This is a genomic window from Chitinilyticum piscinae (assembly GCF_015223195.1).
In the GTDB taxonomy this organism is placed as follows: domain Bacteria; phylum Pseudomonadota; class Gammaproteobacteria; order Burkholderiales; family Chitinibacteraceae; genus Chitinilyticum; species Chitinilyticum piscinae.
Genome location: NZ_JADFUA010000003.1, coordinates 396780 through 409881, shown reverse-complemented (window position 1 = coordinate 409881; position 13102 = coordinate 396780). Strand labels below are relative to the sequence as shown.

Genomic DNA, 13102 nt, shown 5'->3' with positions numbered 1-13102 from the left:
TCGGGGTGTAATCGCGATCCGGGAAGTGTATCGTGAACGGGTATTGGCTGACTGCGCCACGATTGCGCTGGAGGTGGATTCGCAGTGCAGGTGTATATCCACAAGGGTATGTTGCTATGGATAAATTAAATACTGCCGCTTCAGCGGTATACCCATGGCAGCATCTGCTGGATGAAGGGGCCGGGGCGGCTGCGGCAGCACGCACCAGCGAAGCCAATCTCAAGCCTCTTTTCAGTCAGGTATTGGGGCAGCGCTTCAGCCAGCTGTTGACGCAGTTGCGCGTGACGCATGCGGGCAATCTGTTGCGGGGCAGCTTGCAGAATCTGGATGCGATCGCGGCCGAGAGCGGCTTTGCCAGCAGCAGCAACTTCCATCGCCTGTTTGCCCGCCAGACCGGGCTGACGCCGGCGGCATTCCGCCGCCAGCGTGTAGGCGCTTGATCAGCCGATGCAGGCGCGCAGCTCCTGCTCCCAGTTCACGTTTTGCCAGTTTTGCCCCATCACGAAGCTGCGGTAGCTGTCGCCACGGAAGCGGCGGTCGATTTCGACCAGTACGTACACGCCATCCGGGCGCGGGATGCAGGTGATTTCGACCTCCTGCACGCCGCCGAAGCTGCCGCCCACGGGGCGGAATTCGAATTCCTGATAGCAGCCCAGGCTGCTCTGGATGTTGCCGATGCGTGCGGCGCCGGCTTCGACGTCGGTGCTGGCGTGGGCGTAACCCAGCCGCGCCATTGCAGCGATCAGCGCCTGCATCTGTGGCAGCGGGCGGATGTCGAGGAAATCGCGGTCGCTGGCGTCGACTGCCGAGGCAATCGCCAGATCGGTGTGAATCCACACGGCGGCGTTCACGCGCGGGGCCCACGGGCTGCCCGGGCTGGCCAGCAGCTGTGCGTTGTTGACCGGTGTTTCCAGCGGCAGTGGTAGCGCGAAGGGGATGATGACTTCCTGACCGGCGGCCAGCGTCGTGGCCCCGGCGGCACGGTAGCTGCCGAGTGCACGGGCGGTGCGGATCTTGGCGTCGCCGGATTCCTGCTCGACTTCGGCCATCAGCACCAGATCAACGTGTTCGAGGCGCTGCTCGACCTGGCCACCGCGCAGCACGATCTGGCCGGTGAGTGTATCGCCGGGCTGCAGGCTGGGATTGCTGATGACGGTATCGACCGTGGCGCCGCCTACACCCATGGCGGCAAGCATTTTCTTGAACATCGTGCGGTTCTCTCGGTTACTGTGAACACAGCAAAGGCTGCGAGCGTCAGAGTGGTGCCGCGATAAATGGTTCCACTTGATGGTGTGGTGGCTTGCTACGTAGTTTGGCTACATTGTTGGGCGGTAAATCCGTCTGTTTTTCATGGTTTTTTATTGTGCGAAGATGTAGTAAATTCGGATTTAATCGAACAAAAATGAGAAAGAAATCTACATGCAAATCGATCCGGTAGTGCTGTTCTTCCTGTTGGGGCTGGCGGCGGGCTGGGCCAAGTCCGACCTCAAGCTGCCCAGTGCCCTCTACGACACCCTGTCGGTATTTCTGCTGCTGGCTATCGGCATCAAGGGCGGGCTGGAGCTGGCCAAGCAACCGGTGCTGCAGATTTTGCCGCAGGCCTTGCTGGTGTTGCTGATGGGTTTCCTGATTCCGCTATTGATCTACCCGCTGCTGCGCTGGCGCTTGCCGCAGGTCGATGCGGCCAGTATCGCTGCTCACTATGGCTCGGTATCGGTGGTGACCTACGCGGTGGGTGTGGCCTACCTGACCCGCCAGGGGGTGAGCTTCGAATCGCAGACCACGCTGTTTCTGGTGCTGCTGGAAATGCCGGCGCTGATCGTCGGGGTAGTGCTGGCGCGGCTGGGCGCAGCCCGTGCTGCGGGCGAAGGGGACGGCACGGCCGTGGCCGGCCACGGCTGGGGCAAGCTCTTGCATGAGGTACTGCTGGGCAAAAGCATGGTGCTGCTGCTGGGCGGGCTGGCGATCGGTGCACTGGCCGGGCCGGACGGCATCAAGCCGCTGGACAGGCTCTATCTTGATCTCTTCAAGCCGGTACTGACGCTGTTCCTGCTGGAAATGGGGCTGGTGGTGGCTGGCAAGCTGGGTATCCTGCGCAAGCAGGGGTTCTTTCTGGTGGGTATTGGCGTGGGGCTGCCGCTGGCATTGAGCTGGGTGGGTATCGGGTTCGGGGTATTGATGGGGCTTTCACCCGGCGGCGTGACCATGCTGGGGGTGCTGGCCGCATCCGCATCCTACATCGCCGCACCGGCCGCAATGCGGATGGCCGTGCCGCAGGCCAATCCGGCGCTGTCGCTCGGCGCGGCGCTGGGCATCACCTTCCCCTTCAACCTGCTGGTGGGCATTCCGCTGTACCATCAGTTTGCGACCGCTGTGACCGGAGGCTAAGCCATGCAGTTTCATACCCGTACCATGCTGACCATCGTGACCGAGGCCGGTCTGGAAAATGATCTGGTCGAGCTGTTCGAAGCACGCCGCATCCGCGGCTGGACCATTGTCGAGGCACGCGGCAAGGGCGCACATGGCGAAAAGCACGGCAATTTCGACGCCAACCACAATATCCAGATCGAGCTGATCGCCGATGCGGCGAGCGCCGAGGCGCTGGCGGAAACCATCCAGCAGCGTTACGGCGCGCATTTTGCGCTGGTGCAGTGGCTCTCCGAGGTGCGCGTGCTGCGCGCGGAAAAGTTCTAGCCCTTTCGCGCATGGGCGTAAAGGCAGGCTGCCGCAAGGCGCCTGCCTTTTTGTTGCCCGCCTTCTGCCGCCGGCCACGGGCGCGGCAGCAATCGCCTGCTAGACTGAAAGCATCAGCCATGCACGGCAAGGGCCGTGATCGGAGGTCGTATGTATCAGCGCATCATGGTGCCGGTGGACGACAGCGCGGCGGCGCGCGCCGCGTTCGATCAGGCACTGGGACTGGCCAAACTGACCGGCGCGCAGCTGTATCTGCTGCACGTGCTGGATGTGTCGCGCGCCAATCTGGCCCCGGTGGGGTTGCCGGGGATGGAATTCATCCATTACAGCGAAAACGAACAGGCGGCGACCGAGCGTGACCAGCGCTTGCTGGCCGAGCTGGCCCGTGAGGCCGAGCTGGCCGGTATCGGCTGTGAAACCCGCTTGTTCAAGAGCTGGGGCGGCAATCCGGCCAAAACACTGCTGGCCGCCAGCGAGGAATGGGGCGCCGACCTGATCGTGATGGGGACGCACGGCTACACCGGCTTCATGCATTTACTGTTCGGCAGTGTCGCCGAAAGCCTGCTGCATTATGCGCATGTGCCGGTGCTGCTGGTGCGCAAGGACGACGAAGAGTCTGACGACGACTAACCCCCAGCCTGCCTTGCACCCAAACGGCCGGCTAGCCCGGCCGTGGTCGTTGCTGCGCCGGGCGAACTAGCTCACCAGCTGCCATAACCGCTCGCCGTAGGCGGGCGCCAGCGGGTGTTGCACGGTGAACCATAGTGCGAGCGCGCAGGCGATGCTTGCCACCGGCACTCCCCAGCCCAGGTGGCGAGGCAGTGCCCGTTGCTGACGACGCCGCAGCAGGTGTTGCGTCAGGCTGCTGAGCAGCCAGGTGGTCAGCGCCGCCAGAATGGCGGTGATCAGCAACTGCATCGGGAAGGAAATGCCGCTGTGCTCCCCCAGCCCGACGGCCGCGCCGGCGAAAATGCCCGGCAGCAGATAGGCGGGGGTCCACAGCAGGCAGGCCAGCGTGCAGGCCGGGACAAAACGTCGTGGCGGCATCGCCAGCATTCCGGCTACCAGCGGCAGCACCGGGCGGGTCGGGCCGATGAAGCGGCCGGCAAACACGCCGCCGCCGCCGTGTTTGCGCAGCACGCGCTTGGCCTGTACCAGGAGACCGCGATGCGGTCGTACCCAGCGATGCCCCTGCAGCCGGTGACGGTAGCGTTTGCCCAGCCAGTAGGAAATGCCGTCGCCCAGCATCGCCGCGATAAAGCCAATCAGGCAGGCAAGCCAGAAATCCATCTTGCCCTGACCGATCAGCGTGCCAATGGCAACCATCAGCACTGTGCCGGGGACCAGCAGGCCGACAATGGCCGTCGATTCGGCCAGGACAACGAGAAACAGCATCAGCAGGGCCAGCTCGCCGGAGTGCGCCAGCGCGGATTGCAGCAATTCTTCCATTGCGGACTCGCAAAAAGACAACGCCCGCTTAGAACAAGCGGGCGCTGGCTGGTTCCCTGCTGCGGCTTGCCGCAGGTCGGGATATGTTTCGCGGCAGGTATAGGCCTGCAAGTTAATGATTCAGAGCTCTACGGGTCTATCCTGTGCCATGTATTAGCGCGGGAAGTAGCTGCTCAGGCCTTGCTTGAGGTGCAGCAGCCACAGTTCGGTGCTGTCCTGGTTCGGCTTGAGCACATAGCGTCCTTGCGCGAGTTTGCCATCGACCAGCACGGCGTCTTCGGCATCCTTGCTGCTGGCGCCGTCGATTTCCGCTTTCAGGCCAAAATCATTGTCGTTGATCACTGCGATGCGCCCTTCCACCAGCGCCAGGCCTTCGGCCTTTTCGGCTTGCCAGCCCAGTTCGCGCAGATCGGCGATGCGCTGCTTGCGGATCAGCTTCAGCCCGGCCAGTTCGTCCTTGCTGGCGTATTCGAATTCGCGCCCGTCGGCCAGCTTCTTGCTGCCCAGATCGTCGGCGCCGGCAATGTCGAGCACATACAGCACATTGCGCATTTTCTTGTCCGCGCCCTTGCCCTGTTCAATGGTCAGAAAACGGGTGTTGTCGATGGCCACCAGATCGCCCAGCTTGGCATCCCCGTTCTTCTTGTACACCGGATCCAGCGGGTAGGCGAACATGCGGCTTTGTCCGGTGCCCGGATCATATTCGACCATGCGGATCAGGCCGGCTGTCGACCGGGTTTCCTTGTTGAGGTCCAGCGTCGACTGCACCACGGCATATACCTTGCCGTTCGGTGCCACCGCCACGCCTTCGAAACCACGGTTCGGCTGGCGGCTGGCCAGTACGTCCGGCAAGCCCTTGCCCGGAGCCAGTTGCTGCAGAATCTGGCCGGTGGCCGGGTCAACCTGCAACAGGAATGGACCGTATTCATCGGCAAGCCATAATTTGCCTTCCTTGTCGACCGATACCCCTTCCGGATCAATGCCGCGCGGCGAGGGCGCCAGGGTGGTCAGCGTATCACTGAGCGCCACTTCACCGGTGCTGCCGGTGGTGCCGGCCGGCAGCGGCAGGCCGCTGGCGGGCTCTTTGTCGAAGTGCAGCGGCTGGCTGCGGATGACGGTGGCCTTGTCGGCCAATGACACGCGGATTTCCACCAGTTGCGGCACAAAAGCCGATGCCGGGAACACCTTGCTCGCGAGTTTCTTGTCGCCCTGCGCCACTTTCGGTGCATCGCCATTCGGCCCGCGGTCACTGATTGCCCAGAAAATCAGGCTGCCGTCCTTGTCGATTTTCTTCAGTGCCAGCCCCGACCCCGGGGCAAACGGAAAGCCGCCGGGAAAGGCGGCCTTGAATTCACCGTCATATGGAATGTTGAAACTGGCAGGGCTTTGCAGCGGATAGCGCTCGACCATCGCGACGGCCGTGTGCTCAGGGTTGCTCAGCATGAAAGAGTCGGCGGCACAGGCATGACCGGCCAGCAACAGGGTAAGCAGAGATAGGGGGCGCAGCATGGCCACTCCGGACGCGAAATGAAGAAAAGCGCTGACTGTAAGCTGCAAAAGTGACCGGACGATGACAGTTGCTGCTGCTTGCTTACGGAACAGTTGCGCGAGGCGGTGCACTGTAGTGTTGTTTTGCTGGCACATAAGCAGGACATCGCAGCGTGCCAGTTTGCGCAAACCAACACGTTCGCCTAAAAAGGTCGGCAGTGCATCAGCTTGCGATGCTAGAACCAGACCAATTGTATTTCCGGAGATCGATTATGAGCATTGCCCGTTATGGCCTGATGGCCGCCGCCGTAATGTCGCTGGCCGCGTGCGGCGACAAGAAACCCGAAGCCGCTCCCGAAGCCAGCGCACCGGCTGCGAGCGCACCGGCTCCGGAAAAGAAGGCCGAGAGCGATGTGATCGTGATCGGTCACGCTGGTCCGCTGACTGGCTCCATTGCTCACTTGGGCAAGGACAATGAATACGGCGTGAAGATGGCCATCGACGAGATCAATGCTGCTGGCGGCGTTGAGATTGGCGGCAAGAAGATGAAGATCGAAATGATCTCCGAAGATGATCAGGCTGATCCGAAGGTTGCAACCACCATCGCCCAGCGTTTCGTTGACAAGAAGGTCAACGGCATCATCGGTCACCTGAACTCCGGCACCACCATTCCGGCGTCCAAGATCTACAGCGAAGCCGGCATTCCGCAGATTTCCCCGTCTGCCACTGCCGTGGCCTACACCGCGCAGGGCTTCAAGACCGCCTTCCGCGTGATGGCCAACGATGCCCAGCAGGGCAAGGTGCTGGGTGAATACGCCGTGAAGAAGCTGGGTGCCAAGAAAGTTGCGATCATCGATGACCGCACCGCGTATGGCCAGGGTCTGGCTGACCAGTTCGAAGCCGCAGCCAAGGCTGCCGGCGCCGAAGTGGTGAAGCGCGAGTTCACCAGCAACTCCGAAACCGATTTCAGCTCGATTCTCACCAACATCAAGTCGGTCAAGCCGGATCTGGTGTTCTTCGGCGGCATGGATGCGCAGGGTGCGCCGATGAAGAAGCAGCTGGCCAAGCTGGGCATCAAGGCCAAGCTGATGGGCGGCGATGGTGTTCAGACTCCGGAATTCATCAAGCTGTCCGGTGCGGATGCCGAGGGCATGGTTGCCTCGATCCCGGGTGTACCGAAGGAGCAGATGCAAGGCGGCAAGGAATTCCTGGAAAAGTTCAAGGCCAAGAACAATGTGGACGTGCAGCTGTATGCCCCGTTCTGCTATGACGCCGTGATGGTCATGGTTGATGCGATGAAGCGCGCCGGCTCGGCGGATCCGGCCAAATATCTGCCGGAACTGGCCAAGACCCAGTACAAGGGTGTAACCGGTGATATCGCTTTCGACGAGAAGGGCGACATCAAGAACGGCGCGGTGACCCTCTACACCGTCAAGGGCGGCAAGTGGGAAGTGCTGGATGTGGTTGGCGGCGCAGCTGCAGCTAAGTAAGCACGATAGAACCAACAAAAAAGGAGCCGTGAGGCTCCTTTTTTGTTGGGTGCGGTGGCCTCAATCGTGCTGATTGCGCCCCTGCAGCACCTTGCCCAGCAGTGCGCGTACGGTGGCCGGTTCAAAGGGCTTGTCGCAAATGCCGGAAACACCAGCCTGTTCCACTGCCGCTAGCCGGCCGGCATCCTGCTCGGATGACACCATCAGTACCGGTATATCGGCCTGCCAGCTGTCGCGACGGATGTAGTCAAGCAGCTGTTTGCCATCCATTTCCGGCATGTTGTAATCGGTGATGACCAGATCGAATCCTCGGCCTTCCAGCTGCGCCATCCCTTCGCGCCCGTTGCTGGCTTCACTGATGTCGCGCAGCCCCAGATGTTCCAGCACCTGGCGCATGTATGCCCGGGCTGCACGGGAATCATCGACCAGCAGCACCTTCACTGTTTCCAGGTGCTGGTAATCACTGTCATACGCCAGATCGTCCGAAAGAAAATCCAGAGTGGTACTCAGCGCACGACTCAGCTGGGCTTCGGTAAAGGGCTTGGGTACGATGGCGCAGACACCGAGCTGGCGCACCGGCTCGAGCATCTGCGGGCGGGTTTCGCTGGAGACCAGCACAAAGGCCAGTGACTGGATGTCCGGCAGGCCCCGCACCCGGGTCAGCAGTTCAACGCCCGTCATGTCGGGCAGATACATCGCTGAGAGCATCAGCTCGTACTGGCCGCTGCGCAGTTTCTCCAGCGCCGCCTTGCCACTGCCGACCAGCTCGATACTGCTGACGCCGAGCTGGCGCAAGTAGCCGCTGATTACCGATGATTGCACCCCGGAGGGTTCGACCAGCAGGATGTGGATCTGGCTCGCTGAATAATGTTTCGGCATGGTCCTGTCCCTGTTTCAGACTTGTATCTTAGGCTGTGTTGATCCCCGTTTCTGCCCGGAATGCGTACACTGGCATTCCAAACGTTTCCCATTGCGCAATTGTCATGAAGATCACCGTGTTGTTTCCTACCGCGACCGAGGCCCGATTTTTCCAGCGTAGTGACGTGCAGGTGCAGGTCAGCGGGATCGGGATGGCGCAGACTGCGGCGGCGACCATGAAGCTGCTGCTGACTGCGCGCCCCGATGTGCTGATTCTGGCCGGTATTGCCGGCGTCTATCCCGGTTCGTCATTTGCGCTGGGCGATAGCGTACTGGTTGCGCGCGAGCACGAGGCCGATCTCGGTTTTTGCACCCGCAGCGGCTTTACCCAGCTGGCAGATCTGCAGCTGGATATGGAGTTCAGTGCACCGCGCGAGTACCTCTGCCCGTGGCTTGATGGTTCCGAGCCTTTGCCTCATGGCAGCAGCAATAGTGTGAATGCAGCACTGGCGCCCTTCATCCGCACGGCAGGGGTGGATGTGGAAAACATGGAAGGAGCCGCATTCTTCCGGGTCTGCCAGCAGGAAGGGCAGCGCTTTTTCGAACTGCGCACGATATCCAACCGGGTGACACTGGATGACGAGCCCTGGGATATGGACGGCTCGATCCGCAATCTGGCGCGGGCGCTGGATCAACTTATCGATTGGCTGCAGTCCGCAGGCCCGGTCTGATCCACGCTTCCAGGGCAGGGGCGTGACGTATGTCGTTAAGCGCTTGATCATATGTTCATAATCTGGCTAACCTAAAGATTACATTGTATTTCAGCCAGTTTCATGTCCTCTGTCGATAGACTGTCGGGTCGCGCGAGCGGCTCTGCCTACTTTCCTTCCGGGCCTCCCCGCTTTGGCCCGGGCTTGCCGCTGCGCGTCTTGCTGCAGGTCGGCAATCCAGCCGCCCGGCGTCTGTGGCTCTGGTGGGGACTGACCATCATTGCCTGCATTACCCTGGGCGTGCAGGTTGTCCAGTCACACTGGTCGGGTGTGCCGCTGCGATTCGGCGGCGTGGATTTCTACATTACGGTCTATCCCCCCTTATTGCTGTGCGTGCTCTGGACGCTGTGGTTCGGCGTGAGCTGGGGGGCGATTCCTGCGTATTGTTCATCCCTCGTCCTGGCGCTGTATGCCGGGATGCCGCCGGGATGGGCGTTGCTGTTCGCCTTGTCCAATCCGCTGGGTTTGCTGGTGTTGGGGACCGTTTACCGGGCGATCCGCATGCCTGCTGCATTTGCCGGCTTTGGACAGTGGTGTTTTTTCATCACCCTGCTATTCATTGCCAGCGTGTTCGGTGCGACCGGCTCCTTCATCTGGAGTTACGCCAACCAGCTGGACACAACCGATGCCTACGCCATCTGGCAGGGCTGGTGGCTGGGCGGATTCCTGCAGGGACTGCTGCTGAATGGCCCGGTCTTGCTGGTATGCACGAATGCGGTGATGCGCTGGCGTAACCGGGCATACCCACCACCACCGCCTGCCATGATGGAGAAATGGCGCTTGCTGCTCACCTCGCTGCTGGTGATCGCCGGCGTACTGGCCTTTCTCTGGTTGTCCTTCTTCCTCAGCAATGGCAGTGCCCGTATTGCGCATCCCAATTCCGTGCTGGAGTGGCAGAACTCGGCGCAGCAGTTGCGCGATTCGACCATCGCAGTGTACTGGGTGCTGACGGTGCTGTTTCTGGCCATGGTCTTTCTGGGCTATCAGTTTTTCAGTCACTGGACTGGCGAGCTGGAACGGGTCGCCCAGTCACTCGCCCGGGAGCGGGATCTGGCTGAACTCCGGCACCAGGAAACCGAGCTGGCCCGGGAGCGCCTGGAGCAGGCCAACCAGCAACTGGCGATCCGGATGGTCGAGGTGGAAAGCTTGCAGCACCAGCTGCTGGAGCAGGCCACTCGCGACCCGCTGACCTATCTGTTCAATCGCCGCTACCTGCACGATACGCTGCCAGTCGAATTGCAGCGCGCCCAGCGGCAGGCATATCCGGTGTGTGTGGTGATGATCGATCTGGATCATTTCAAGGCAGTAAACGACCGGCATGGCCACGCTGTGGGTGATGCAGTCCTGCTGGCGCTGGCCGGCGTGCTGCGCACGGGCCTGCGTGCCACCGATTTCACCGCACGTTATGGTGGCGAGGAATTCTGTCTGGTGCTCGCCGATATCCAGCCCGATCAGGCACTGGAGCTGGTGCAGCAGTTGCAGCAGCGTTATGCCGGTTTGCGGGTGCGCGCCAGTGACGGGGAGCTGAGCGGGATGACGTTTTCGGCGGGCATTGCCTGCTATCCGCTGGACGGGGATTGCGAAGATGCCTTGCTGCGGGCGGCCGACCGCGCCTTATACCGGGCCAAGGCTGAAGGACGTGACTGCGTACGCCTTGCTTGATTAGGGTATGTCGCCAGGTTCCTTTTTGGGAAAGAAATCTGGCGATATGGGGTGGTGGGTATTATTCCTCGGCAAATGCCGCTAGCGCGTCGGCAACCTGCGCGGCAGTGACGGCATCACCCAGTGCCACCGGGGCGTCGGCGAGTGCCGCAGCACCTTCCTGCTTCAGTCGGCCAACCCATTGACCCGCATCGCGGCCACTGTCAAAACCATTGCTTTGCAGCAGCACCTGGCCGTCGTGGCTGGTCAGTTTGAAGTAGAAACGGCCATCGGCCTCGCGGTACTGCTTGAACAACGGCAACGCTGCCTTGCTCTTCTGCGCGCTGGCTGCCGGCTTGGCCGCCGGCTGGAAAGTGCGCAGGCCGACGGCGTGCCGCAATTCGTTCAGGAAGGGCGTGGCAATTGCCCGGGCCTTTTGTGCACCGATCTGCAGCAGGGCTTCGATCTGTTCGGGATTGGCCATCAGCGCTTCATAGCGGGCGCGCATCGGGGCGATTTCGCGCTCGATCAGTGCCACCAGCTGCTGCTTGGCCTCCCCCCAGCCCAGACCGCCTGCCAGTGCGGCACGGAAGGCGGTCGCCTCGTCGCGGCTGGCGAAGGCTTCATAAATGGTGACCAGATGCGAGTTGTCTGCATCCTTGGCTTCACCGGGCAGTTTCGAGTCGGTGACAATGCGGGCGATGGCGTCTTTGAGCGACTTGCTGCCGCCTTCGAACAGCGGGATGGTGTTGTCGTAGGACTTGCTCATCTTGCGCCCGTCCAGTCCCGGCAGCGTGGCGACGTGTTCTTCGATGTGCGCTTCGGGCAGCACGAACAGCTCGCGCCCCTGGCCGAACAGGTGGTTGAAACGGGCCGCGACGTCACGCGCCATTTCGATGTGCTGGATCTGGTCGCGGCCGACCGGAATCTTGTGCGCGTTGAACATCAGGATGTCTGCCGCCATCAGGATCGGGTAGCAGAACAGGCCCATGGTCACACCGTGATCGGGGTCTTCGCCGGCCGCCTCGTTGATGTCGGTGCTGGCCTTGTAGGCATGTGCGCGGTTCATCTGGCCCTTGGCGGTCACGCAGGTCAGCAACCAGTTCAGTTCGGTGATTTCCGGCACATCGCTCTGGCGGTAGAAAGTGACCCGCTCCGGGTCGAGGCCGGCGGCCAGCCAGGTTGCGGCGATTTCCAGGCGCGAGCGCTCGATGCGGGCAGGATCATCGCACTTGATCAGCGCGTGGTAGTCGGCCAGAAAGAAAAACGCATCCACATCGGCCTTGCGGCTGGCCTCGATCGCCGGGCGGATCGCCCCGACATAGTTGCCAAGATGGGGGGTGCCGGTCGTGGTAACGCCGGTCAGCACGCGCGTGGTCATAACTCCGTCCTTCATCGTGAACTGCAGTGAAGGGCGCAGTCTAGCAGTTGCCTCGTGATTTGGCAGCCGCAGCCAGACGGCTTACTGATTTGGCGCAGCTGGCTTCCACCGGGCCAGCGCCGCAAAGATGCGCTCGCGTGTCTGGGGGCTGATGCTGCCCTTGCGGAATGCCAGATAGAGGGGGTCGCTATTGATTGGCTGATCCAGCACGATGATTTCGTCGCTGCGCCTGTCCAGATCAGGGCTGTTGCGCAATACGTCTTCCAGCCCTTTGCGACCGGAGGACATCAGGATGCAGTCGATGTTGCCGGCCAGCAGGTTGCGCACCCGGACTTCCAGGCTGCCGTCGCGTGTCATGCTGATATCGCCCGCGCGGATCGCTGCATCAATGTTCTCGCCATAGCTGACACCCAGATGGCCAGCGACCTTGCGTCCCCGCAGGGATGCCGGCCCCTTGTCGCAGGCGGGGCGCTCGCGCCGGGTCACGACCAGAATCTGCGAGTCGTAGATCAGGGGGGAATAATCAAAGAGTTGCTGCCGCTCGCGAGTCAGGGAAAGTCCGATGATGCCGCCCTCACCGGCCAGTGCGGCCTGATAGCTGCGTTTCCAGGGCTGCAGCACCAGCCGCAGCTCCAGACCGGTGCTTTGGCGGACGTGCTCGACCAGCGCTACCGCCAGCCCCCGGTTTTCGCCATTTTCCAGCCATGACACCGGCCTGTAGGCCACATCGCCATAAATGACCAGGTCTTCCGCGCGGGTGGGCGTGCCCGGCAGGGCCATGAAAAGGCATAACAGACATAGAAGCGGGCGCGGCATGTCGAACTCCACTGGCTTGGCCGGGGCGTTTCCAGTCTAGGGTAGAATCTGCGGTGTCAGCGGCAATCAATGGACTAACGGCATGAGCGGGACCTGGGATACTTTGGTGCATGTGCCTTCCCCCTGCATCAAGCGCTGCGCGCTGGATGCCGATGGGGTGTGCACAGGCTGCCGACGCACCAGCGCCGAAATCAGCGCCTGGTCTGCGATGACTGCCGCCGAACAGCAGGCTGTCTGGCAACGTTTGCTGGCTTTGCCTCCCCGTCCGGAGCGCAAGCGCTGCAGCCGCTGCAGCGCGGAGTTCGATTGCGGGACGGGTGCTGCAGACGGCCGTTGCTGGTGCACGGAGTTGCCGGCCGCGTTGCCTCTGGATAGCGGCGCAGACTGCCTGTGCCCGGCCTGTTTGCGGCAGCGGCTGCAGGAGTCCGGTCGACTGTAATGCAGCTCACCGCGGTGCTTGCGGATCGTTTGACAGGGGCTATTAAGCAGGCGAAGAATGTCATTTCCAATTCAAA

The 13102-nt window shown here is 61.9% G+C and carries 14 protein-coding genes; 8 read left to right on the top strand and 6 right to left on the bottom strand.

All coding sequences use genetic code 11. The features are described from left to right. The first annotated feature begins 116 nt into the window (after positions 1–116). Complete coding sequence (locus INR99_RS07860) at positions 117–440, top strand: helix-turn-helix transcriptional regulator (RefSeq protein ID WP_194115765.1); 324 nt, start codon at positions 117–119, stop codon at positions 438–440. On the opposite strand, the gene INR99_RS07855 is transcribed toward INR99_RS07860, so the two are convergent. Continuing rightward, positions 441–1208 carry a sporulation protein gene (locus tag INR99_RS07855; protein WP_194115764.1) on the bottom strand — a complete coding sequence of 256 codons (768 nt, stop codon included), beginning with the start codon at positions 1206–1208 and terminating at the stop codon, positions 441–443. Positions 1209–1419: 211 nt separating this feature from the next. Between INR99_RS07855 and INR99_RS07850 the strand changes: the two genes are divergently transcribed. From INR99_RS07850 to INR99_RS07840, 3 genes are all read left to right on the top strand, one after another. Beyond that, positions 1420–2388 (top strand): sodium-dependent bicarbonate transport family permease, encoded by a 969-nt coding sequence (locus INR99_RS07850; RefSeq protein WP_194115763.1) that lies wholly within the window; start codon positions 1420–1422, stop codon positions 2386–2388. A gap of 3 nt (positions 2389–2391) precedes the next feature. Further along, the gene (locus INR99_RS07845) at positions 2392–2694 is read left to right on the top strand and encodes a P-II family nitrogen regulator (RefSeq protein ID WP_194115762.1); all 303 of its coding nucleotides are present in this window, start codon (positions 2392–2394) and stop codon (positions 2692–2694) included. 150 nt (positions 2695–2844) lie between these two features. Next, positions 2845–3324, top strand: a complete 480-nt coding sequence (locus INR99_RS07840; RefSeq protein WP_194115761.1) for a universal stress protein — start codon at positions 2845–2847, stop codon at positions 3322–3324. 66 nt (positions 3325–3390) lie between these two features. On the opposite strand, the gene INR99_RS07835 is transcribed toward INR99_RS07840, so the two are convergent. Both INR99_RS07835 and INR99_RS07830 read right to left on the bottom strand, forming a co-directional pair. Then, a complete protein-coding gene (locus tag INR99_RS07835) occupies positions 3391–4143 on the bottom strand; it encodes a DedA family protein (RefSeq protein WP_194115760.1) in 753 nt (250 codons plus the stop codon). A gap of 153 nt (positions 4144–4296) precedes the next feature. Beyond that, on the bottom strand, positions 4297–5652 hold the full coding sequence (locus INR99_RS07830) for an esterase-like activity of phytase family protein (protein ID WP_194115759.1): 1356 nt from the start codon (positions 5650–5652) through the stop codon (positions 4297–4299). A 251-nt stretch (positions 5653–5903) separates the two neighbouring features. On the opposite strand from INR99_RS07830, the gene INR99_RS07825 reads away from it, so the two are divergent. Next, positions 5904–7121: a branched-chain amino acid ABC transporter substrate-binding protein gene (locus INR99_RS07825; protein WP_194115758.1), complete on the top strand. Its 1218-nt coding sequence runs from the start codon at positions 5904–5906 to the stop codon at positions 7119–7121. Between the two features lie 60 nt (positions 7122–7181). On the opposite strand, the gene INR99_RS07820 is transcribed toward INR99_RS07825, so the two are convergent. Further along, positions 7182–8000 (bottom strand): response regulator, encoded by an 819-nt coding sequence (locus INR99_RS07820; RefSeq protein ID WP_194115757.1) that lies wholly within the window; start codon positions 7998–8000, stop codon positions 7182–7184. 104 nt (positions 8001–8104) lie between these two features. On the opposite strand from INR99_RS07820, the gene INR99_RS07815 reads away from it, so the two are divergent. Further along, positions 8105–8710 carry a phosphorylase family protein gene (locus INR99_RS07815; RefSeq protein ID WP_194115756.1) on the top strand — a complete coding sequence of 202 codons (606 nt, stop codon included), beginning with the start codon at positions 8105–8107 and terminating at the stop codon, positions 8708–8710. Between the two features lie 102 nt (positions 8711–8812). Beyond that, a complete protein-coding gene (locus tag INR99_RS07810; protein WP_194115755.1) occupies positions 8813–10411 on the top strand; it encodes a GGDEF domain-containing protein in 1599 nt (532 codons plus the stop codon). Between the two features lie 61 nt (positions 10412–10472). Here INR99_RS07810 and INR99_RS07805 read toward each other — a convergent pair whose 3' ends face one another. After that, the gene (locus tag INR99_RS07805) at positions 10473–11771 is read right to left on the bottom strand and encodes a tryptophan--tRNA ligase (RefSeq protein WP_194115817.1); all 1299 of its coding nucleotides are present in this window, start codon (positions 11769–11771) and stop codon (positions 10473–10475) included. Between the two features lie 81 nt (positions 11772–11852). Beyond that, positions 11853–12587, bottom strand: coding sequence for a substrate-binding periplasmic protein (locus INR99_RS07800; RefSeq protein ID WP_194115754.1), 735 nt, complete (start codon positions 12585–12587; stop codon positions 11853–11855). Positions 12588–12669: 82 nt separating this feature from the next. On the opposite strand from INR99_RS07800, the gene INR99_RS07795 reads away from it, so the two are divergent. After that, positions 12670–13026, top strand: coding sequence for a cysteine-rich CWC family protein (locus tag INR99_RS07795; RefSeq protein ID WP_194115753.1), 357 nt, complete (start codon positions 12670–12672; stop codon positions 13024–13026). The last annotated feature ends 76 nt before the right edge of the window (positions 13027–13102 follow it).